This is a genomic window from Bacillus sp. FSL L8-0358, assembly GCF_038593095.1.
GTDB lineage: Bacteria > Bacillota > Bacilli > Bacillales > Bacillaceae > Bacillus > Bacillus subtilis.
In genome coordinates this window covers 692952-716239 of sequence record NZ_CP151962.1, presented here as the reverse complement: position 1 = coordinate 716239, position 23288 = coordinate 692952, and the positions used below count along the sequence as shown (strand labels likewise).

The window sequence follows — 23288 nt, the reverse complement described above, 5'->3', positions numbered from 1 at the left end:
CTTGTGCCAATATGGCACAAGGGGTTTCTATCAGTTATAAATGTGAACAGTCGGCTCTTTATCTCCAGCATTGCGGATAATGACCGCTTCCTGTCCGTCTGAGGACGTGATATTGACTTCGACATCAACTGAGCTCTTAGAGTAGTAGTCCATCACTTCACCCGTTAAAAACTGGGTAAACGCGACAACTTCACTTTTTCCGTAGAATTGCATTGGTATGTCAATCTTCATTTTCTTCATTTCATCATTTTCATACAGCGCTGTACCGACAACGCCTGTATAGTTCGGGAAATATTCTTCAATTGAATTTTTGAACCGCTTAAAGACCTCGGTGTCATCCGGGTACTTTTCTGCTGTGGTTGTATCCGCCGGATAGAATACATATTTTTCATTGATGTCATCCCAATTTGAGATATCAGTAGAGCCTGCTTTGACCTCTGTTTTGGCGATGAAGTTCCCCGGCACAATCGATGTTTTTGACGCCTGCTTGTAGAGCGCGACGGTAATCGGCACATTCTTCAAATTATCCTTTTTACGGAGGCGGTTAATAACCTCCTGTGCAATTTTTTCTCCCTGCTGGCGAAGCGTGCTGTCTTTAATCTCCACTTCTTTTTGCGGGTCGCCAGTTTTTTCACGATAGTAATACACGGAGTTTAACGCCAGTCCGATCATGACGCCGCCAAGCTGGATAGAATTCTTGTCTTTTCTGACTAAATAATCGTGCTCAAGCATGGAGGCTAAATAAATCGGGCTGCTTTCATTCTTTTCTTCTGTTGAACCAGAACTCGGGAGCGCCGGGTTCAAGCCTTCATTTTTGAAGTTTTTATCTTCTTTTTCGGCTTTTTTCAAATCAGAGCCCGTTTTTTTCCGGGCCAGCCAGCTTAATACTGTATCCTCATCTAAATATTGTCCTTCTTGGAACAGATAATCGTCAGTCGAGAAAGAATCTTGGGCAAGACGCATCAGCCCTGTTTCAAATTCGTCAATGTCCAGCCTTGTGTTCAGCTGTTCCGTTGTTAAGCCGCGCGCTTTGCCTGCCTTAAACGGCAGCACCATTTTGTAATAGGAGTCAGAGATATTATATTTCGGGACAATCGCTTTTTCTGACGATTTCGCCGTCTTTTGCGTAATCTCTTCCTCCTTCTCCCCCCCGAAACCTGACGAGCAGGCAGACAGCATTAATACTGCCGCCGTTGCCGCCAATGCCAACGTCTTTTTCAATAGAAAACACTCCTCTTATTTCTTTAGCTCTCCCATTAACTGTTCTTCATTCCACACTTCAATGTTCAGCTCTTGTGCTTTTGTCAGCTTGCTTCCCGCCGCTTCTCCGGCGATGACTAAGTCTGTGTTTTTGCTGACGCTTCCAGTCAGCTTTCCGCCCAGCGCTTCGATTTGCGCTTTGGCTTCGTTTCTTGACAGCTCTTCCAGCTTTCCTGTCAGAACAATTGTTTTACCGGCAAAGTAAGAGTCGCTGTCCTCTGCTTTTACTTTTTTCGGGCCTTTGTAGAGCGTGTTTACGCCCAGCTCCTGAAGTTCATTCAAGAGTTCAAGCATTTCTTCTTTATGAAAATAGGTGATCACAGCATCAGCCATTTTTTCACCGATTTCATCTACCGCGAGAAGTTCCTCTTTAGAGGCTTTTTTCAGGTTCTCCAAGCTTTCAAAATGCATGGCAAGCGTCTTTGCGGCCTTTGATCCGATAAAACGGATGCCAAGCCCAAACAGCAAACGCTCTAACGAATTTTCTTTTGATTTTTGGATGGAGCTGATCAGGTTTTCAGTGGACTTTTCACCCATGCGCTCGAGCTGGATGACTCGTTCCTTCGTCAGCTTATATAAATCTGCCACATTGCGGACAAGGTTTTCCTCAAACAGCTGTGTGATCACTCGTTCGCCGAGCCCGTCAATGTTCATGGCATTGCGAGAAACGAAATGGATCAGCCCTTCCCGGATTTGCGCCGGACATTCAGGATTTATGCAGCGAAGCGCCACTTCTCCTTCGATCCGGACGAGCTCACTGCCGCATTCAGGACATTCCGTCGGCATGCTGAATTCTTTTTCTTCTCCTGTGCGCTGTTCAACGAGGACATTCACAACTTCCGGGATGATATCGCCCGCTTTTTTGACGACAACCTTATCCAAAATCCGAATGTCCTTCTCTTTAATTAAATCTTCGTTATGAAGGGATGCTCTTGAGACCGTTGTGCCGGCAACTTTTACCGGCTCAAGAATCGCGGTCGGCGTGATCACACCCGTTCTGCCGACATTTAATTCGATATCGAGAAGCTTCGTCACGACCTCTTCAGCAGGAAACTTATACGCGATGGCCCAGCGCGGGCTTTTCGCCGTAAAACCGAGCTCCTCCTGCTGATCGAGGGAATCGACTTTAATGACAATGCCGTCTATTTCATACGGCAGGTCAGCGCGTTTGGACTGAAACTCATCGATCAGCGTAATGACTTCTTCTATGTCGCCGCATTTTTTTCGTTCCTGATTCGTTTTAAATCCGAGTTCGTCGAGAAAATCAAGCCCCTGGCTTTGCGTCTCCACACCCATCTCGTCAAGCTCCGCTATACTGTAGACGAAGATATCGAGGTTTCGTTTCGCTGCAATTTTCGGATCGAGCTGCCTGAGTGATCCCGCCGCGGCATTTCGCGGATTGGCGAACGGTTCTTCCTCATTTTTAATTCGTTCCTCATTAAGAGCTTCAAACGAACGCTTCGGCATATACGCCTCGCCGCGCACTTCGATTGACAGCTCACGGTTCATTTTGAGCGGGATATTGCGGATCGTCTTCAGATTCTCCGTAATATCCTCTCCCGTCGTTCCGTCACCTCTTGTGGCCCCTCTGACAAAATAGCCGTCTTCATAACGGAGAGAAACAGCAAGACCGTCTATTTTCAGCTCCACATTATACGCCACATCGTCGCCGACGGCTTGGCGCACACGGCGGTCGAAATCACGAAGATCATCAGCATTAAAGGCGTTGCCCAGACTGAGCATCGGTGTGCCGTGGGTGACTTTCTGAAACGCTTCAAGCACGGCTCCGCCGACGCGCTGCGTAGGAGAGTCAGGCGTTCTGAGGTCTGGGTGCTCCTCCTCAATCGCAATCAGCTCCTGCATCAATCTGTCGTATTCGGCATCTGGGACGCTCGGTTCATCTAAGGTGTAATATTCATAGCTATACTTGTTGATGGTGCGGCGCAGTTCTTCTGCCCGCTGCTTCGCTGTTTCTTTGTCCATCTGCTTCTTCCTTTCCTCTCTTCAATTACTGCTTTTCAATAGGAGCAAATGCTGCTAACAGGCGTTTCACGCCGACAGGGCTCGGGAAGGCAATATCGAGCTCCGTCCCTTCTCCCTCGCCTTTCACGCTGACAACAGTTCCTGTTCCCCATTTTTTATGGCCCGCCTTATCTCCGACTGCCCAGTTCAAGGTGTCGCCGCCTGTTTTGCTGGCGTAGGATACCGGGCGTGAAACAGGGCCGCGTCTCGGCTGCATTTTTCTCGCAGACGTCGCTCTTGTTTCTTTTTTCTCATTTAGGTTTTCCAATAAATCATCCGGTATTTCAGCAATGAAGCGAGATTCCGGGTTCATATTTGTCCGGCCAAACAAGGTGCGCATTTTAGCATTGGTCAGATAAAGCTCCTGTTCCGCCCTTGTAATCCCAACGTACGCAAGGCGGCGTTCTTCTTCCATTTCCGCTTCCTCCATGAGTGAACGGCTGTGCGGGAAGACGCCTTCTTCAAGCCCCATCAAGAAAACAACCGGGAACTCCAGTCCTTTCGCGGCGTGCAGTGTCATCAGGGTGATCGCATCCTTGCCGCCTGACTCTTCCTCCTTCTGGTCGAGCTGATCAATATCTGCGATCAACGCCAAGTCTGTCAGGAACGCAACGAGTGTCTTGTCTTCACTTTTCTGTTCAAAGTTTTTCGTAACAGACAGGAACTCGTCGATATTTTCTAAACGGCTTTGGGCTTCGATCGATTTCTCAGCCTTCAGCATTTCTCTGTATTCCGTCTTATCAAGAATTTCTTCTGTCAGCTCTGTAATGGATAAGTAATCCTGCATATTGGTCAGGTTTTCAATCATCTGTCTAAAGCTGTCAAGCGCGTTTGCCGCTTTGGCACTGACGCCGATAAAATCAACCTGCTGAATCGCTTGGAAAAAGGACAAGCCGTTTATGGCCGCATACGAAGCGATTTTTTCAAGTGATGTCGCGCCGACTCCGCGCTTCGGCACATTGACAATGCGCGTGAAACTGATATCGTCATCCGGATTGGATACGAGGCGCAGGTACGCAAGAATGTCTTTAATTTCTTTTCTGTCATAGAACTTTGTGCCGCCGACAATGTTATAGTTCAAGCCCGCTTTGAGAAGCGTTTCCTCGATCACACGGGACTGCGCGTTTGTCCGGTATAATATGGCGATATCAGACAGCTTCCGCTTGCCTGAGCTGTGAAGCTGATGAATTTTACCGGCCACAAACTGTCCTTCACCGAATTCATTATCACCGCGATAATAGGAAATTTTGATGCCTTCATCGTTTTCCGTCCACAAATTTTTTGGTTTGCGGTTAGAGTTGTTTTTAATGACCTCGTTTGCCGCGCGCAAAATCCGTTTCGTTGAACGATAGTTTTGTTCTAGCAAAATCACGCTTGCATTCGGATAATCTTTTTCAAATGAAAGGATGTTGGTGATATCCGCGCCGCGCCATCTGTAGATTGACTGATCTGAATCCCCCACAACGCAAAGGTTCTGGAAACGCTCGGCAAGCTGCTTAACGAGCATGTATTGCGCCCTGTTCGTATCCTGATACTCATCAACATGGATGTACTGGAATTTGCGCTGATAAAATTCAAGCACTTCCGGCACTCGGTCAAACAGTTTAATCGTCGTCATAATCAAATCGTCAAAATCGAGCGACTGGTTTTTCAATAGCTTCTTCTGATAATCAGCATATACATCGCTGACCACCTGATCGTAGTAGCCGCCGGCAACTTTAGAGAATTCCTCCGGTTCGGTCAATTCGTTTTTCGCACTGCTGATCGTACCGAGGATGCTTCTCGGGTCAAACTTCTTCGGATCAAGATTGCGCTCCTTCAAAATCCCCTTGATCACTGAAAGCTGGTCAGCCGTATCAAGAATGGAGAAATTTCGGTTGATCCCAATCCGGTCGATATCTCTGCGCAAGATCCGCACGCACATGCTGTGGAATGTGGAAATCCAGATATCGTCCGCGCCGGGTCCGAGGATGCTTTCCACACGTTCTTTCATTTCGCGTGCCGCTTTATTTGTAAATGTGATTGCCAGAATGTTCCACGGCGCCACATGCTTTTCTGCCATTAAATAAGCAATTCTATGTGTCAGGACACGCGTCTTTCCGCTTCCCGCTCCCGCCATCAGCAAAAGAGGCCCGTCCGTTGTTTTGACAGCTTCCTGCTGAACGGGATTTAAACCGCTTAGTAATTGATTGCTAATATAATTCAAAATTTGTTCACCCGCCTATACAAAACATATGTTCTATCATAAACCAAATTCGTACAATTTACTACTCGCCTTTCACAGTCGCTACTGTTTTCAAAGCCCTGTCGAAATCTTCATACACAGCATTGCCTACAACGATCACGTCCGCATGCTCTGCGTACTGTTTGGCCGTTTCCGCATCTTTGATGCCGCCGCCATAAAACAAGGTGGACGTTTCCAATACAGCCTTCGTTTTCTTGACAGCTTCTATGTCTCCAAGCATGCCGCTGTATTCTAAATAAAAAATCGGCAGTTGCAGCAGCTCCGACACACGCGCATAGGCGACAATATCATCCATATTCAGATCGGCGTCCGCTTCAGTCAGTGCCGCGGCTTTGCAATCTGGATTTGCGATGCAGTAGCCCTCCGCCACGATTTCTTCCATAGACATCAGTTCTCCGTATTCCTTCATGGCTTTCTGGTGCATTCCGACAATCCAATCCGCGTTTTTGCTGTTTAATACACTCGGAATAAAATATAAGTCAAAGCCTGGAACGATCGCTTCAATCGCTGATACCTCAAGGACACACGGCACCAAAAACCGTCTTACCTTAGACATCATCCGCAGGACATTATCCTCTGTCACACCATCGCTTCCTCCGATGATGACCGCATCCGTTCCTGATTCGCAAAGAATCTCCAGCTGTTCGTCAGGCAAATCTTTATTTGGATCGAGTTTAAAGACATGCTTCCACTCCGTTACATCGTACACGTCATACGTTCCTCCATTCGTTTGTTACCATTTAAACATTATAACAAATTCACATAGCGCGGAAAAACGGAAAAAGCCGTTAATCTCGTTATTCACTGAAAAAGGTGTTTTGATTCTATTTTCATAAAAAAAGAGAGCATATGGCAGTACCTGCATGGGAGTCCTGTATCGGCAGAAGCACACATTTTTCACCAGATTCCTTCTGCTATTGTTTGGAAAGTGTTCAACTGTGGAAATGGTTACATAAAAAAGGGAGGCTGAGAGATGGAAACCATCATAATAGCACTCATCGCATTTATCATAGGGATCATCGCTATCCCGATCGTCTTGTTTGCCTGGATCTACATAAAGGATGAAAAACAGCAGGAGCACTCAATTCTTCGCAACTATCCCGTCATCGGAAGGTTTCGGTATATCCTTGAAAAAATCGGGCCGGAGCTCAGACAGTATTTATACAGCAATGACAATGAGGAGCAGCCTTTTTCACGAAAGGAATATGAGCAAACCGTCATCTCCGGCAAATACAAAAGCAGAATGATGGGCTTTGGATCTGTAAGAGATTTTGATAAACCTGGCTATTATATCCGTAACGCTATGTTTCCAAAACAAAGGGAAGAAATGCACGTAAATCAAACGCCAAAAATTGAAACCCAAATCTATAAAATGGATGCTGACAATCTATTCAAACGCAAGGAGCATGCCGAACATATCAAGGCAGACCCGTATTTTCTCCATCCTGATGATGTACAGGTGATTGGCGAGCATACATGCGAGAAGCCATTTTATGTGAAGGGATTAGTCGGCCAGTCTGCCATGAGCTACGGTTCTCTTGGAGAACGGGCTGTTACGGCGCTCTCAAAAGGGCTCCATCAGGCAGGCGGAACCTGGATGAATACAGGTGAAGGAGGATTGTCTGAGTATCACTTAAAGGGCGGCGCCGATATCATTTGCCAAATCGGTCCGGGCCTATTCGGCGTGCGCAAAAGAAACGGAGAATTTTCATGGGAGGAATTTAAAAGAAAAAGCAGGATTGACCAGATTAAAGCGTTTGAGCTAAAGCTGGCACAAGGAGCGAAAACCCGGGGCGGCCATGTGGACGGCGCCAAAGTATCAGAGGAAGTGGCAGACATTCGGAATGTCGAACCTGGAAAGTCGATTGACAGCCCGAACCGCTTTTATGAATTCTCAAACCCTCCTGAAATGCTCGACTTTATTGAAAAACTTAGAGATGTCGGACAAAAGCCAGTCGGCATCAAACTGGTCGCAGGGCATCCTGAAGAATTGCATGAGCTTTTCTCTCATATGCAGAAAAGCGGAAAGCATCCGGATTTTATCACGATCGACGGAAGTGAAGGCGGTACCGGAGCTTCCTTTTACGAGCTCGCGGATACAGTCGGCCTTCCGATTATGACAGCGCTGCCTATTGTTGACACGCTTCTTAAACAGTACGGCTTGCGCAGCCAGCTGAAAATCTTTGCTTCCGGAAAGCTCCTGACTCCTGATAAAATCGCGGTCGCCTTAGCCCTCGGCGCTGACTTTGTCAACATCGCACGCGGCATGATGTTTTCCGTTGGCTGCATCCGCGCTCTCGTCTGCCACACCAACACCTGCCCGGCAGGTGTGGCGACGACAGATCCGAAATTGCAAAAAGCGTTGAGCGTTGAGGAAAAACAGCATCGTGTCTGCAACTACGTCATTTCCCTGCGCGAGGGACTGTTTAACCTCGCAGCCGCAGCAGGGATCAATTCGCCGATTCACTTTTCCAAGGAGCATGTTGTCTATCGGAAAGAGGATGGCAGTCTCATCGATATCGACAACCTGATCCATCAATTTGTTTCATAAAGAAACCGCCCTTGCCGAACGGCAGGGCGGTTCTATGTTATTTTGAAGAAGACTCAGTTTCCGTTTCCTTCACACGGTCAAGCGCCATTTCATAAGCGTCATTCCCGTAATTTAAGCAGCGTTTCACACGGGAAATCGTAGCCGTGGAAGCGCCTGTTTCTGTTTCAATCTTATGATACGTGTTTCCTTCGCGAAGCATGCGCGCCACTTCAAGGCGCTGAGCCAGCGATTGAATTTCGTTAATTGTGCATAGATCATCGAAGAATCGGTAACATTCCTCCAGGTCTTTCAGCGATAAGATCGAGTTAAATAACTGGTCCAGCTCTTTGCCGCGTAATTTATCGATTTGCATCGTTACACACCTTCTCCTTTACTAATGGAAGCCGCATCAAGATCAGGTACGATATTGATCCAAGTCTTTCCTGGCAAAAACGGAAGCCACTTGCCGTCTTTTACCGGCACAATTCTGCCATTCACTTGTTTCCAGTCTGTTTCAATGACGTTTCCGTGCTGAAACAACAGACCTTTTCCTCCTGATTCCAAGTCGATGTCCCGCCTTCCATCTTGATCAATAATATGATGGCTGGCTTCAACAATGAAAATATTTTGCATTGCAACCGGCTTTCCGGTTTCCCGGTCTGTCGTTATGACACCATCAGAGCTTCTTGTATAAGATTCAGCTTTTTTATCATAGTTGTATTCGACAAGATTTGTAACGTTATTTGTTCCATAATCTACCCGAACATTGTAAGATTCATTTGCAGGTTTTGCATCTGATGTTTGAAACAGCAGCGGATTTGTTTCCTGCTTCAGCTCATATCCCTTTTGTTCCGCCGCCTTTTTTATGTAATCATAAGACGTATAGGAATTGTGGGGCGGTTTGCTGAAATCAGCTCTCCAAAATAAGCTTCCGTCAAAATCCAATCCGTTCATATAATCGGCAGCTCCGGATTCCAGCTGCTCTTTGGCGCCGGGACTCCAGCCGTGATGGACAAATATGCTGTCAAAGCCATTGCTGAGAGTGACGAAATACTCCCGCGCGCTCCGCACAGGTCCGACAGTTTCAGGCATCTGGCTTTGGAAAATGGCCAGAAATCTTGTGATTTGCCCTTCGGCTAGCGCTTCTATGACAATGTCGGCTTTAGACAGACCCGACTGCGGCCTCGCCTTCGGGTGATTGTTCACCACAACAGCAACAGGCCGGCGTTCAGTCACCTTCTGTTCACTCTTTAGCCCCGTTAAAGGAGCTTTCAGCTTCTTTGCAGTATCCGGGACAGCATCCTTCTGCTGGCAGGATACCAGCAGAAAAAACACGAAATACAGCGCGCAAACTGTCATCCATTTTTTCATATGTCGGCTCCCTGCTCTTTTATATTTTAACGCATTATCGATGGAAAGAGTACAGTTTTTTTCATGACGTCGAAGATTCCTCTTGGCGTAATGCGTATATACGGAAGGTGCGTACTTTGCAAAAAGAGCAGCGTATAGATAGGATCGCAAAACTCATAGCCTCTTTCAGTCAAAAGATCTCTCAGCTTCTGTTCCTTCTCAAGCACGACTTCATATGCTTCCGAAGAGGCGCAGCCGCACAGCGCAAGCGGGATTTCATGCAGAATGTTTCCGTTCTCCGCTAAAACAATTCCTCCTCCGATTTCTTTCATGCGGGCAAAAGCGAGCAGCATATCCGCTTTATTTTTTCCAATCGCGACAATGTCGCCCGTCGTCGTAAAGGAGCTTACAAATCCCTGCACGCTTGAGGCAAACCCTTTTATCATCGTATTGACGCGCCATTTCCCGTGTCTGTCGAGCATCGTCAAATAACTTTCATCATGGTCAAACGAGAGCTGTTCCATCGAATTGTCGATCTCAATCATATACGGCTCCATAATAACCGCATTCCGCATTTTCACGCCCATCGGCATAGAAAACTGCAAGTCATCCATCGTCATATCATATGAAAGCTCAAGCGGGACAAGACCGCCTTTGTGCCAGTCCGTCTTTGTAAACGCCTTCAAATTACAGCCGTCTTCACGCAGAATGGTCCCTTTTGACAGAACAGTCACGGGATTCGGATTTAACGGATCTTCCAGTATGTTGAGCGATGCCAGTCTACCCGGTCCGATAACTCCTAAATAATCATCCATTTGGTAATACTTTGCGATATTAAATGATGCCATATTGTAGGCATCGATTGCAGGTACGCCTTCTTCTAACGCGATGCGAATCAGCTCGTTTGTCATGCCGCCTTTATAGAAATTCGGGGTTGCGCCATCTGTCGTGTAAAAGAAGTGGTCATAATAGCGGAAGCCCTTCTCATGCAGTTCTTGCAAGATTTTTCTTACATCGGGGCGAATGGAAGAGTTCCGAAGGGAAACATAATAGCCCAGTTCCAGCCTTCTCATCACTTCATCACCTGTCATCGCTTCATGATCACAATCCGCACCGAACAGCTTCATTTTTGTAAGCGTTTTATCAGAAGCGCCGGGAAAATGCCCTTCAATGCGTTTTCGCTGTTTCTTTGTAGCTTGCATGCAGTGGAGCATTAAATCATCACCATCTACCAAGCGAGGCCATCCGGTCATTTCTCCGCCTTGAATCACATCCGGATGTTCAATCCACTGTTTTCTGACGTCAAACGGAAGGACGTGGTCCTCGTTCAAAACCTCGGTCTGGAGGTCATAGCGTGACCACCAAAAATACTGGACAGGCTGTTTTTTGAGTTCATTCAAAATCGTAAGCGCTTTCTTTTTTCCGCTTTGCAAAAGCAAAAATAAGTTATCATTCACGAATGTCGTTGTTCCGTATTGAGACACATATTCCGCCAGTGTTTGGGGATTATATATTTGAAAAGGATGTGCGTGCGGTTCAATATAACCTGGCACAATGTATTTTCCTTCACAATCAATTGTATGAATTTCTTCGGCTCTATTCGGAAGTTCATGACCCACATAAACAATGCGGTCCTGATAAATCCAAATGTTTTTTTTCAGCCATTGTTTTACATATGGATTTAAGACGAGAGCATTCCGTAAAAGGAGCGTTGGAAGCAGCTTTGAGTCTACAACATCAACCTGTGCCCTGATGTCTTTGTTTTTCCAGTTAAAGGTGCGTTCGGACATTCACATACTCTCCTTTACATGTATTAGACTCATGGTATCACATCCTTCCTCATCACGCACGATAAAAACGTTACAAATTTTTGAAGGTTCGATTAAAAAACTTTTTTAAGTAAAAGGAGCGGATTTCCTTGAAGCCAAACATCAGTCTCATCAATGCCGTGTTCAGAATCGCCTGCGGATTGACGATTATGTCAGCCGCCAGCGCAAAGTTTACGAAAAAACCTTGGTGCAGAATGCATCTCTTTTACATCTTTATGGGGGCCATGAAAGCGGGTTCGGGAATCCTTCGATTCTGCCCTGTGACCTACATGTTTCAACACAGCGATTCTGGAAATAACGGCCAGCATAACGGATAAATGAAAAAGCTTGATCACGAAACGTGATCGAGCTTTTTTTTATGCCCACCCTTTGTTTTCATATAGAAATATCCTGCAGCTGCCAGCACCGCCGGATAAAGAAGTGCCCAGCCGCTGAATGAGTAAATCACTGTGCACGCCACAAACGCTCCGAGCGCCATCCACCAGCCTAAATCTCTCCAGCTCAGGATTTTCAGTGCTGCCGCCATTGTACATATGTAAGATGCGATGAAAGCTGCGCTCGGCCCTTGCAACAGAGTTGTCAAATCGATTTGAAACACGCCATGCGCTGCAAGCACTAAACCAAACACTGCAGTCATCGCTGTCAAAACGCGAATAGGCGTACGTTTTGTCGCATTCAGTTTTCCAAAATATACGGGAATGTGCCCCTCCCTCGCCAATGCGTACACCATTCTGGAAAAACCAGCAATATTGGCATGAATGGTGGCGAATGTAATAAACAGCGCTAAACATACCGTGACATATACACCGCTTTCCCCTGCTCCTTTTGAGATGAGCATGGCAAGCGATGCAATTTCTCCATTCTCACCGTATGAATGAGTTCCCACCGTCACAAATGACAGCATGATATACAGCCCTGCCACACAAGACGCTCCCAAGAACAAGCTGATTGGGACATCTTTTTCAGGGCGATGAAATTCCTCAGCCAATGGAGTAATCATTTCCCAGCCTACAAAAGAGAAAAAAATCATAACAGAAACAGATCCAGCAACAGACCAGCCATGCGGAAGAAACGGCTTGAATTCTGCTATCGTGACGTGTGGCAATGACACAGCAATAGAAGTGACAAGCAGAAATACGATGACACATATGACGAGTGTACTGATGTTTGCTGATAGTTGAATCCCTTTCATATGAAGCAAAATAGATATAGCCAGCATACAACCAGCAATCGATGTAACCTGCCAATCCGCCGCCTCTGTGACGTAACTGACGTAATGCGCGCCAGTCAAAGCGATGATGGGAACGCCGATCGGAACGGACCCTAACATGATCCAGCCCAAAATAGCCCCGGCTTTTTTCTGAAAGGCCAGCTGCACATAAGCCGTGATTCCTCCCGCGCTAGGCGCTATTTTCACAAGCCGGGCCAGCGTGCCGACAAGAAAAAAGGATAAGAAGGACATGAACACCCAAACAAATAAAGAAGCGGGGCCGGCCGTGTCCGCGGTGACAGACGGCAGGATTAATATCCCGCATCCTAAAACCGCCCCAATCGTTAACGCCGTCCCTTGTATCCAAGTAATAGAGCGCTGTAATTCTGGCAACATGATGCCCCCTCTCTGATTGATGGCTTTATTATAGAAAAAATAAGACGGCATCCATATGCTACAATGAAGTTAAATCAACAGCATTACCTTACTATCAAAGGAATTTTCATTCATTCGCCTAAATATGTAAAGGAGCCAGACAAATGGACGATACAGACCTTCAGATTCTCTCGCATTTGCAGCGAAACGGCAGATTAACGATGGTTGAGCTGGGAAAGCTTGTCGGACTCAGCTCGCCAAGCGCGGCGGAGCGTGTCAGGAAGCTGGAAGACAAAGGAGTGATTACCGGCTACAGCGCGAATATCTGTTACGAAAAACTAAACAAGCATGTCACCGCTTTTATTCTCATGGAGCCAAAAAGCTGCAAGCACTACGCCGCCTTTGCAACATCGCATCCTGATGTAGCAGAAAATCACCGCATCACAGGGATGTACAGCTATGTGACAAAGGTCGTGACTGATTCGGTACATACGCTTGAGGATTTTATTGACGCCTCGATGGCCCATGGAAAACCAACCACGCTCGTTGTCCTTTCTTCTTCCAGCTGCCATCCCGCTTTTTGATAACAAAAAACCCGCAGCTATTCTGCGGGTTTTCCTCACTTATTTTTGGGCAGCCTTTAAAGCGCGTGCCCCAATGTCTTTTCTGAAAAAGAGTCCCGGTTTGAAAATTTCATCAACCGCTTTGTACACTCGGTCTCTAGCCGCTTCAAACGTTTCATCAAAAGCCGTCACATTTGCGACGCGCCCCCCGTTTGTAACGAACTCTCCGCCTTCTGCTTTCGTTCCGGCATGGAAGACCACGACCTGCTCAGTTTCCGCAGCAAGGCTGCCGATCGGCGTGCCTTTTGCGTAGCTTTCCGGATATCCTTCAGAAGCAAGCACCACACTAACAGCAGCGGTATCCTTCCATCTTAAGTCAACTTCCTTATCATCTAAAAGATCAAGAAGCACCTGCACCAGATCAGATTCCATGCGCGGAAGCACGACCTGTGTTTCCGGATCGCCGAAACGGGCATTAAATTCAATGACCTTCGAGCCGTTTTCAGTAAGCATCAATCCAGCGTACAAAACGCCAGTGAAGGAACGGCCTTCTTGTACCATTGCTTTTGCGGCCGGCTTCACGATCGTTTCTACAGCATGGCGGACCGTTTCTTCCGAAATTTGCGGAACTGGAGAGTAAGCGCCCATTCCGCCCGTATTCGGGCCTTTGTCTCCGTCAAACGCACGCTTGTGATCCTGGGCAATCACCATTGGATACACCTTTTCCCCTTTGACAAAGGCCATCAGAGAAAATTCTTCACCAGAAAGATATTCTTCAATGACAACGGACGCGCTCGCATCACCGAACTTTTCATCTTCAAGAAAGTCATGCAGACATGCAATTGCTTCTTCCTCTGTCATAGCCACAGTAACGCCTTTTCCAGCTGCAAGTCCATCTGCTTTTATCACAATCGGAGCACCTTTTTCCTGCACATATGCCTTCGCCTCTTCAAAGGATGTAAACGTGTCGTATTCTGCGGTCGGAATGTCGTATTTCTTCATTAAATCCTTAGCGAACTGTTTGCTTCCTTCGATGATCGCCGCGGCTTTTGAAGGGCCGAACACGCGCAGACCCGCTTTTTCAAATTGATCCACCAGACCTTCGATTAAAGGAACCTCAGGGCCGACAATGGTCAGGCCGACCTGGTTTTGTTTTGCAAACGAGACAAGCCCTGCGTGGTCGCTTTCCTCAATGTTTACAAGCTGTGCGGAAGCTTCCATGCCGTCATTTCCGGGAGCGGCAAATACATTCTCGACGAGGCTGCTTTGCGCTGCCTTCCACGCCAGCGTATGTTCTCTTCCGCCTTTACCGATAATTAATACATTCACGTCGTTTTCATCCCCTTAATGTTTGAAGTGTCTGATGCCGGTGAATACCATGGCAATGCCGTATTCATCCGCTTTTTTGATGGAATCCTCATCACGGATCGATCCGCCTGGCTGAATGATGGCTGTAACGCCCGCTTTTGCCGCTTCTTCGACAGTATCTGGCATTGGGAAATATGCATCCGAACCGAGCGCGCTGCCCTTCGCTTTTTCCCCTGCTTGTTCGATGGCGATTTTTGCCGATCCGACGCGGTTCATTTGGCCTGCTCCCACGCCGACTGTCATGTTGTCCTTCGCGAGAACAATCGCATTTGATTTCACATGCTTCACGACTTTCCAAGCAAGCTTCAAGTCTTCCCACTCTTGCTCGTTCGGCTCTCTTTTTGTCGGAATGCTAATCTCAGCATCATCGAAGCCGTGCATATCTAAATCTTGAATCAGCAGCCCGCCTTGAACAGATGTCAGCTGTTTTTCCTTTTGAACAGCGACGGATACGTCAAGCGTCAGCAGACGGAGATTTTTCTTCGCAGTCAGGACGTCGAGCGCTTCTTGGCTGAATGAAGGCGCAATGATGATTTCTAAGAAAATGTTATGAAGCGCTTCGGCAGTTGCCTTGTCCACTTCACGGTTCAGCGCGATAATGCCGCCGAAGATAGATGTTTTATCCGCTTCAAACGCTCTGTCAAACGCTTCTGCGATCGTTTTTCCTGTTCCTACGCCGCACGGATTCATATGCTTCACAGCAACCGCAGCCGGCTCAGTGAATTCACGAACGATTTGAACTGCCGCATCCGCGTCTTTAATGTTGTTGTAAGAAAGCTCTTTTCCGTGAAGCTGTTCTGCTTGCGCAATGGAGCCTTTGACAGGAAGAGCTGTTTGATAGAAAGTTGCTTCCTGATGCGGGTTTTCTCCATAGCGAAGCGATTGTTTTTTCTCAAATGTCACAGTGAATTGCTCTGGTTCTTTTTCATCGACAACATTTGTCAGATAGTCAGCGATCAGTGCATCATATGCCGCAGTATGACGGAATACTTTTGCCGCGAGCTCGCGTTTTTTCTGAAGAGATACGCTGCCTTCTTCTTTGATTTGATTCAGCACTGGGCTGTAATCGGCCGGATCGACAATAACTGTGACATCCTGATGGTTCTTTGATGCCGCACGCAGCATGCCCGGTCCGCCGATGTCGATATTTTCGATCGCCTCTTCATACGTGACGTCTTCTTTAGAAATCGTTTCTTTAAATGGATAGAGGTTGACAACAACGAGGTCAATCGGCTGAATCCCGTGTTCATTGATCTGCGCCATATGCTCTTCATTGCCGCGAACCGCCAGAAGACCGCCGTGAATATTCGGGTGAAGTGTTTTTAACCGGCCGTCCATAATTTCAGGAAAGCCTGTCACTTCAGAAATTCCGATCACATCCACACCGTTTTCTTGAAGAAGCTTTTTCGTTCCGCCTGTGGAGATGACTTCAACGCCAAGCTCTGTCAGTTCTTTTACGAAAGGAACGAGATTTGTTTTATCTGAAACACTGATTAACGCACGTTTAATGGTCATGCCTTTTCACCTCTGTTATTTAATCCTAATAGCTGTTTAATCACACTCGGATACCATTTATGCTCAAGCTTGTGAATTCGCTGTTCGATTGTTTCCAATGTATCATGTTCATCAATTTCGATTGCCTTTTGAGCGATGATCGGACCTGTATCCATTCCTTCATCGACATAATGTACGGTGATTCCGGCCACCTTCACACCCGCCCGGAACGCCTGTCCGACTGCGTCGATTCCAGGAAACGCCGGAAGAAGCGACGGGTGAATGTTAATGATTTTTCCTCCATATGCTTGAAGGAGCGTATCACCGATCAGCCTCATATAGCCGGCAAGAACAATCAATTCAACCTCGTGAAGACGAAGCTGTTCAATAATGGCTTTTTCAAATGCAGCCTTGTTTTCATAAGACTTCGGCTCAAATGCAAAGGATGGAATGTGGAATGCTTCCGCCCGTTCGATGACTTTCGCCTGCGGTTTGTCGCAAACGAGGAGCGCTGCTGACGCATCCCAGTTCTCCTCCTTCAAACGCGTGACGATGGCTTCGAAGTTTGAACCGTTTCCTGATGCAAATACCGCAAACTTTTTCATGAAAGTGCCGCACCGCCGAAAGTGACGCCTTCACCTTTTTTCACACGCCCGATTAAATAGGCTTTTTCGCCATGGCTTTCAAGCGTTCCGATCACATCTGTCAGATGCTCTTCTTTGACAGCCAAAACAAAACCGATACCCATATTAAAGACGTTGAACATGTCTTCTTCCTTTAGCTTGCCGTACTCTTGCAAGAAAGAAAAAATTGGCGGAATCGGCCATGAGCCATGATCAATTTCCGCACTTAAGCCTTCCGGAAGCATACGCGGAATATTTTCAATAAATCCTCCGCCTGTCACGTGCGCCATGCCGTCGATTTTTCCGCTTTTGACCGCGGCAAGCACAGGCTTCACGTAAATCCTTGTCGGTTCAAGCAATTCCTCGCCAAGCGGGCGTTCAAACGGCTCATATGTTGTATCAAGGTCCAGCTCCGCATCATCCAGAAGCACTTTTCTGACAAGGGAAAAGCCGTTGCTGTGAAGGCCGCTGGAGCTGAGGCCGATCAACAGATGACCCTCTTCGATGTTTTCTCCAGTCACGATTTCGTCCTTTTCTGCCACTCCGACTGAGAAACCGGCAATATCGTATTCATCAGCTGTATAGAGTCCCGGCATTTCAGCCGTTTCACCGCCGACTAAGGCTGAACCTGACTGCTCACAGCCTTCCGCCACACCTTGTACAATCTGTTCAATTTTCACAGGGTCCGCTTTGCCGACCGCTAAATAATCGAGGAAAAACAGCGGCTCTGCACCTTGTGCCAGCACGTCATTGACACACATTGCAACAGCGTCCACGCCAATCGTGTCATGTTTATCCATGGAAAAAGCGAGCTTTAATTTTGTGCCGACACCGTCCGTTCCCGAAATGAGAACTGGTTTTTGATAAGAAAGCTCAGACAGGTCAAACATGCCGCCAAAACCGCCAAGGCTGCCCATAACGCCAAGCCGTTTCGTGCGCTCCACGTGTTTTTTCATTCGTTTTACAGCTTCATATCCGGCTTCGATGTCAACTCCTGCGTTTTTATATGCTTCAGACATCCTATTCACTCCTTTAAGGCGCTTTTCAAAATATCTCCCCGAACGAGGGCAGAAAGAGAAAGGCAGCCGAACTGCGCTGCCTTTATGTCATTTTTCAAGTTTTATTTGGTTAATACTGCTTCTTTTACGTGAGGAAGCACTGTATCCTGGTAAATTTCAGTCGGATATTTTCCTGTAAAGCAAGCGAGACACTGTCCGCAATTCGAGTCATCGTATTTTCTGCCGATGCCTTTCAGCAGCCCTTCCACACTCAAAAATGAGAGGGTATCGGCTCCGATTTCCTGACGGATTTCTTCAACAGAATGCGAAGACGCGATTAATTCTTCATGTGTGGAAGTATCAATGCCGTAAAAGCACGGATGAGCGATCGGCGGTGAACTGATTTTCACATGCACCTCTGTCGCACCTGCTTCTCTAAGCATCGTCACAATCCGGCGGCTAGTTGTTCCGCGTACGATAGAGTCATCCACCATCACGACGCGTTTGCCTTCTACAACCCCGCGCACCGCAGACAGCTTCATTCTGACGCCTTGCTCACGCAGAGCTTGGGACGGCTGAATAAATGTTCTGCCGACATAGCGGTTTTTGATTAAGCCAAGCTCATACGGAATGCCTGTTGCCTCTGCATAGCCGATCGCCGCAGAAATACTGGAATCCGGAACCCCGGTTACGACGTCAGCTTCAACTGCGGATTCCTGAGCCAGCATTTTTCCAAGGTTTTTACGGGCACTGTGCACATTAATACCGTCAATATTACTGTCTGGTCTGGAGAAATAAATGTACTCCATGCTGCAAATGGAACGGTTGATATTCATGGAAAAACGCTCTGATTTCATGCCTTCATCATTAATGATCAGCATTTCCCCCGGCTCTACCTCGCGAAGGTACGTTGCGCCGACGACGTCAAATGCGCATGTTTCTGATGCGACCACATAAGCGTCGCCCATCATGCCGATGGATAGCGGTCTCAGCCCGTTCGGATCAAGCGCGACAATCATTTCTGTTTCGGTCATGATCAGGAACGCGTAGGCCCCTTTCAGCATAGAAAGCGAGTTTTTAATTTGATCCTTCAGCGTGAAGTGTCCGCTTCTTTTGATCAGGTGAGCCAAAACCTCTGTATCCGAAGAGGTTTGAAAGATGCTCCCTTGATTTTCGAGCTGCTGCTTCAGCTGAGTGGCGTTGACAAGATTTCCGTTATGAGCAAGCGCCAGGCTGCCGTTGTTTTGGGAACGGAAGAGGAGCGGCTGAACATTTTCGTATCCGCCGCCTCCAGCCGTTGCGTACCGAACGTGCCCGATAGCGCCTTTTCCCTTTACTTTGCTGAGTTCGCCATTTTGAAATACTTCAGTGATCAGCCCTTGGCCTTTGTGAGCCGTCAGCTTTTCACCGTCAGTCGCTACGATGCCCGCCCCCTCCTGTCCTCGGTGCTGAAGGCTGTGGAGACCGTAATACGTGATCTGCGGGGCTTCTTCATGTCCCCAAATCCCAAAAACGCCGCATTCTTCATTTAAGCCTTTGATTTCAGCAAGCATGGGATAGCTCCTTTCCATACGCGTTCAAGCTCTTTCGTTTGCGCATGAATCATTTGTTGTCCGTCTTGGTTTTGAATCGCCAGAATTCCGTCAGCCGTTACCTCACCAATATGAACCGCATCTTTCACAGCTGCTTCAAACGCTGCTTGATGTTCTTTTTTCACTGAAACGACGAAGCGGGATTGAGATTCAGAGAATAATAATGCCGCTTCCCCTTCTACAGTCACAATAGCGCCAAGGTTTTCCGTCGTCATGACACTTTCCGCAATCGCTACGCCTAAGCCGCCTTCAGACACATCATGCGCAGATTGAACGAAGCCTTTTTTAATCGCGTCAAGCAGTGCTTTTTGACGAGACAGCTCTACATCAAGATCGATTTGCGGCGCTTTGCCGTAAATACGGCCTTCTGTCATTTTTTGCAGCTCGCTTCCGGCAAACTCTGGTTTTGTTTCGCCGATCACATATACGAGATCTCCCGCTTGTTTGAAATGCTGTGTTGTAATGTGTGCTGTATCTTCAATTAAGCCGACCATGCCGATAACAGGTGTCGGATAGATCGCCGTGCCGTTTGATTCGTTATAAAGCGATACGTTACCGCCGATAACCGGTGTGCTGAGAACATTGCACGCTTCGCTTATGCCGTCTGCCGCTTTTTCGATCTGCCAGAAGATTTCCGGCTTCTCAGGGTTTCCGAAGTTAAGGTTATCTGTGACCGCAAGCGGTTCTGCGCCTGAGCAAATGATGTTGCGCGCTGCTTCAGCGACAGCAATTTTCCCGCCGACTTCAGGATCAAGATAGAGATAACGCGCGTTACAGTCTGTCGTCATCGCCAGCGCCTTTTTCGTTCCGCGGATTCTGAGAACACCAGCATCAGACCCAGGAGCGACAACTGTATTCGTGCGCACCATGTAGTCATACTGGTCGTAAACCCACTCTTTGCTCGCAATCGTCGGCTGCTGAAGAAGGGCCTTCAGCGTTTCATTCGCATCTTCAATTTGCGGAGCCGGAACGTCCGTTTCCAAAAACTCGCGATAGTAAGCAGGCTCTTGAGAAGGCTTATGGTAAACCGGTGCTTCTTCTGCCAAGGCATCAACAGGCAGCTCGCACACAACCTCTCCTTTGTGTGTCAGGCGAAGCATTTTATCATCTGTCACATGTCCGACAGAAACCGCTTCAAGATCGTACTTGTCAAAAATATCGATGATTTCCTGCTCACGTCCGCGCTCAATAACCAAAAGCATCCGTTCTTGTGATTCAGAAAGCATCATTTCATACGCGGTCATGCCTGTTTCGCGCTGAGGAATCAGGTCAAGGTTCATTTCAATGCCAGAACCGGCTTTACTTGCCATTTCTGCACTTGAGCTTGTTAAACCGGCAGCTCCCATATCCTGAATGCCGACTAAGGCGTCGCATTGGATGACTTCCAGACATGCTTCAAGCAAAAGCTTCTCCATAAACGGATCGCCGACTTGGACAGCAGAACGCTTTTCTTCAGACGAGTCTGACATTTCTTCAGAAGCAAACGTAGCGCCGTGGATGCCGTCACGCCCTGTTTTCGCTCCTACGTACATTACTGTGTTGCCGACACCCTTTGCCTGGCCTTTTTTGATGTCTTCATGGTTGATTAAACCGACGCACATTGCGTTGACGAGCGGATTTCCTTCATAGCTGCTGTCAAACTGCACTTCTCCGCCGACTGTAGGAATGCCGATACAGTTGCCGTATCCGGCGATACCCGCTACTACTTCTTCAAACAAGTACTTCACGCGGGGTGAAGTCAGTTCACCAAATCGAAGAGAGTTCAATACAGCGATTGGACGTGCACCCATTGAGAATACATCACGGATAATTCCGCCTACGCCAGTCGCAGCGCCTTGGTAAGGCTCGATAGCTGATGGGTGGTTATGTGATTCAATTTTGAACACAACCGCTTGGTTATCACCGATATCAACGATTCCAGCGCCTTCTCCCGGCCCCTGCAGCACACGCTCGCCGCTTGTCGGGAATTTACGCAGAATCGGCTTTGAGTTTTTGTAGCTGCAATGCTCAGACCACATGACAGAAAAAATTCCGATTTCTGTGTAGTTCGGCAATCTTCCAAGAATGGATTCTATCAATGCAAACTCATCATCACTGACACCCATTTGCTGATACAGTTTCTCTTCTTTTATTTGTTCTTTACTTGGTTCAAGCAGTAGTGACATGAGTTTCCCTCCAATTTTTCACGATAGACTGGAACAATTTAAGACCGTCGGCGCTTCCAAGCAGTTCATCGACCGCGCGCTCAGGGTGAGGCATCATGCCTAATACATTGCCTTTCTCATTCACGACACCGGCAATGTCGCTGACACTTCCATTAATATTAGAGCAGTATGTGAAAGCAATTTGATTGTTTTCCTTTAATGAAGCAAGCGTCTCGTCATCACAGTAGAAATTCCCTTCACCATGGGCAACCGGGATTGTAATCGATTGTCCCTTTTCGTAGGAAGCTGTGAATAAGGTTTCGTCGTTCTGAACAATTAATTCAACCTGACGGCAAATGAACTTCAAATCTTTGTTGCGTCTCATTGCGCCTGGCAAAAGGCCAAGCTCCTGTAAAATCTGGAATCCGTTGCAGACGCCAAGAACAGGTTTTCCTTCAGCCGCTGCTTGTTTGACAGCTGGCATAATATTCGCAAATCGGGCGATAGCGCCGCATCTTAAGTAGTCGCCGTAAGAAAATCCTCCCGGAATTAACACGCCGTCGAAGCCGTCAAGGCTTGTTTCCTCATGCCAGACGTATTCCACTTCATGGCCGAGCTCATCCTTTACAGCATGATACATATCGATATCACAGTTGGAGCCGGGTAACACAATCACCGCAAATTTCACTGTGCGACTACCTCCTCAACCTCGTATCTGTAATCTTCAATCACTGTGTTCGCAAGAAGTTTTTCGCACATTTCTTTCACTAGCACGTCAAGATCACGGTCAGATTTTTCAATGGTAAGCTCCATGTATTTCCCGATGCGCACATCTTGAACTTCGTTATAAGTCATACTGTGCAAGGCATGCTGGACAGCGCTCCCTTGTGGATCTAGTACACTTTCTTTTAAGCTGACATAAACTTTTACTTTATACATGATGAATGCCTCCCAGTCTTTTGAAAATCTCTTCGTATGCATCGGTTAAGCTTCCCAGATTGCGTCTGAATAAATCTTTATCCAGCTTTTCGTTCGTATCTTTATCCCACAAGCGGCATGTATCAGGAGAAATTTCATCCGCCAAAAGCACTTGCCCTTCTGCATCTAAACCGAATTCAAGCTTGAAATCTATTAATCTGACATGACAATCGTCGAAGATGCTTTGAAGCTCTTCATTTACTGTTTTTGTAATGGACTTAATAGTTTCTACCTGCTCAGGAGTCGCCGCCTTCAAAAGCCAAATATGATCTTCTGTGATGAGCGGATCACCCAGCGCGTCATCTTTGTAGTAAAACTCGATAATCGGCTGTTCAAGTTCCGTGCCTTCTGGAATGCCGAGACGTTTGGACATGCTTCCTGCCACAACATTTCTGACGACGACTTCAAGCGGCACGATCGTTACCTTTTTAATGAGCTGTTCTGTTTCAGAAATGCGCTCGATAAAATGATTGTTAATGCCCTTTGCATGAAGATGTTTGAAAATCAAGCTTGAAATCTCGTTATTTAAGCGCCCTTTTCCGCTGATTTCTGCTTTTTTCTCGCCGTTAAAGGCAGTAGCGGAGTCTTTATACACGACATACAGCGTGTTATCGTCATCGGTTTTGTAGATCTTTTTTGCTTTTCCTTCGTATAAAAGTTCATTCTTCACAATATTCACGGAAGGCCTCCTAACCCGAATGTTGGGA

The 23288-nt window shown here is 47.2% G+C and carries 20 protein-coding genes; 3 read left to right on the top strand and 17 right to left on the bottom strand.

Annotated elements, in window-relative coordinates:
* Positions 1-30: 30 nt before the first annotated feature.
* The 4 genes from NYE49_RS03680 to NYE49_RS03665 form a co-directional block, all read right to left on the bottom strand.
* Positions 31-1221, bottom strand: coding sequence for a CamS family sex pheromone protein (locus tag NYE49_RS03680; protein WP_342410935.1), 1191 nt, complete (start codon positions 1219-1221; stop codon positions 31-33).
* A gap of 15 nt (positions 1222-1236) precedes the next feature.
* Positions 1237-3243 carry an NAD-dependent DNA ligase LigA gene (ligA, locus tag NYE49_RS03675; protein ID WP_047182217.1) on the bottom strand — a complete coding sequence of 669 codons (2007 nt, stop codon included), beginning with the start codon at positions 3241-3243 and terminating at the stop codon, positions 1237-1239.
* Between the two features lie 25 nt (positions 3244-3268).
* On the bottom strand, positions 3269-5488 hold the full coding sequence (pcrA, locus tag NYE49_RS03670; protein ID WP_015383008.1) for a DNA helicase PcrA: 2220 nt from the start codon (positions 5486-5488) through the stop codon (positions 3269-3271).
* 61 nt (positions 5489-5549) lie between these two features.
* Complete coding sequence (locus NYE49_RS03665) at positions 5550-6236, bottom strand: heptaprenylglyceryl phosphate synthase (RefSeq protein WP_047182216.1); 687 nt, start codon at positions 6234-6236, stop codon at positions 5550-5552.
* Positions 6237-6500: 264 nt separating this feature from the next.
* On the opposite strand from NYE49_RS03665, the gene NYE49_RS03660 reads away from it, so the two are divergent.
* Entirely contained in the window at positions 6501-8078 is a 1578-nt protein-coding gene (locus NYE49_RS03660; protein ID WP_047182215.1) for an FMN-binding glutamate synthase family protein, read from the top strand.
* 37 nt (positions 8079-8115) lie between these two features.
* On the opposite strand, the gene NYE49_RS03655 is transcribed toward NYE49_RS03660, so the two are convergent.
* Genes NYE49_RS03655 through NYE49_RS03645 form a run of 3 tightly spaced genes read right to left on the bottom strand, consistent with a single transcriptional unit; the run spans position 8116 to position 11197 of the window.
* Positions 8116-8430: a YerC/YecD family TrpR-related protein gene (locus NYE49_RS03655; RefSeq protein WP_003219429.1), complete on the bottom strand. Its 315-nt coding sequence runs from the start codon at positions 8428-8430 to the stop codon at positions 8116-8118.
* A gap of 2 nt (positions 8431-8432) precedes the next feature.
* Positions 8433-9428 carry a DUF3048 domain-containing protein gene (locus NYE49_RS03650; protein WP_342410934.1) on the bottom strand — a complete coding sequence of 332 codons (996 nt, stop codon included), beginning with the start codon at positions 9426-9428 and terminating at the stop codon, positions 8433-8435.
* Positions 9429-9454: 26 nt separating this feature from the next.
* Positions 9455-11197 (bottom strand): adenine deaminase, encoded by a 1743-nt coding sequence (locus tag NYE49_RS03645; protein ID WP_047182213.1) that lies wholly within the window; start codon positions 11195-11197, stop codon positions 9455-9457.
* A 128-nt stretch (positions 11198-11325) separates the two neighbouring features.
* On the opposite strand from NYE49_RS03645, the gene NYE49_RS03640 reads away from it, so the two are divergent.
* Positions 11326-11553, top strand: a complete 228-nt coding sequence (locus tag NYE49_RS03640; RefSeq protein ID WP_047182212.1) for a DUF2892 domain-containing protein — start codon at positions 11326-11328, stop codon at positions 11551-11553.
* Between the two features lie 14 nt (positions 11554-11567).
* On the opposite strand, the gene NYE49_RS03635 is transcribed toward NYE49_RS03640, so the two are convergent.
* Positions 11568-12842, bottom strand: a complete 1275-nt coding sequence (locus NYE49_RS03635; RefSeq protein ID WP_047182211.1) for an amino acid permease — start codon at positions 12840-12842, stop codon at positions 11568-11570.
* Between the two features lie 143 nt (positions 12843-12985).
* Between NYE49_RS03635 and NYE49_RS03630 the strand changes: the two genes are divergently transcribed.
* Positions 12986-13405, top strand: a complete 420-nt coding sequence (locus NYE49_RS03630; protein ID WP_342410933.1) for an Lrp/AsnC family transcriptional regulator — start codon at positions 12986-12988, stop codon at positions 13403-13405.
* A 39-nt stretch (positions 13406-13444) separates the two neighbouring features.
* Here NYE49_RS03630 and purD read toward each other — a convergent pair whose 3' ends face one another.
* The 9 genes from purD to purC form a co-directional block, all read right to left on the bottom strand.
* Positions 13445-14713, bottom strand: a complete 1269-nt coding sequence (gene purD, locus NYE49_RS03625) for a phosphoribosylamine--glycine ligase (RefSeq protein WP_342410932.1) — start codon at positions 14711-14713, stop codon at positions 13445-13447.
* 15 nt (positions 14714-14728) lie between these two features.
* Positions 14729-16267 (bottom strand): bifunctional phosphoribosylaminoimidazolecarboxamide formyltransferase/IMP cyclohydrolase, encoded by a 1539-nt coding sequence (gene purH, locus NYE49_RS03620; RefSeq protein ID WP_047182209.1) that lies wholly within the window; start codon positions 16265-16267, stop codon positions 14729-14731.
* Positions 16264-16851 (bottom strand): phosphoribosylglycinamide formyltransferase, encoded by a 588-nt coding sequence (gene purN, locus NYE49_RS03615; protein WP_015382999.1) that lies wholly within the window; start codon positions 16849-16851, stop codon positions 16264-16266. Before purN ends, purH begins: the two co-directional genes overlap by 4 nt.
* Positions 16848-17888 carry a phosphoribosylformylglycinamidine cyclo-ligase gene (gene purM / locus NYE49_RS03610; protein ID WP_003233945.1) on the bottom strand — a complete coding sequence of 347 codons (1041 nt, stop codon included), beginning with the start codon at positions 17886-17888 and terminating at the stop codon, positions 16848-16850. Before purM ends, purN begins: the two co-directional genes overlap by 4 nt.
* 101 nt (positions 17889-17989) lie before the next feature.
* Positions 17990-19420: an amidophosphoribosyltransferase gene (gene purF, locus NYE49_RS03605; protein ID WP_003233947.1), complete on the bottom strand. Its 1431-nt coding sequence runs from the start codon at positions 19418-19420 to the stop codon at positions 17990-17992.
* Entirely contained in the window at positions 19396-21624 is a 2229-nt protein-coding gene (gene purL, locus NYE49_RS03600) for a phosphoribosylformylglycinamidine synthase subunit PurL (protein WP_047182208.1), read from the bottom strand. The genes purF and purL overlap by 25 nt, the downstream gene beginning before the upstream one ends.
* Positions 21608-22291, bottom strand: a complete 684-nt coding sequence (gene purQ / locus NYE49_RS03595) for a phosphoribosylformylglycinamidine synthase subunit PurQ (RefSeq protein ID WP_047182207.1) — start codon at positions 22289-22291, stop codon at positions 21608-21610. The genes purL and purQ overlap by 17 nt, the downstream gene beginning before the upstream one ends.
* Positions 22288-22542: a phosphoribosylformylglycinamidine synthase subunit PurS gene (gene purS / locus NYE49_RS03590; protein ID WP_003219409.1), complete on the bottom strand. Its 255-nt coding sequence runs from the start codon at positions 22540-22542 to the stop codon at positions 22288-22290. The genes purQ and purS overlap by 4 nt, the downstream gene beginning before the upstream one ends.
* Positions 22535-23260, bottom strand: a complete 726-nt coding sequence (gene purC, locus NYE49_RS03585) for a phosphoribosylaminoimidazolesuccinocarboxamide synthase (RefSeq protein WP_047182206.1) — start codon at positions 23258-23260, stop codon at positions 22535-22537. The genes purS and purC overlap by 8 nt, the downstream gene beginning before the upstream one ends.
* Positions 23261-23288 lie beyond the last annotated feature (28 nt).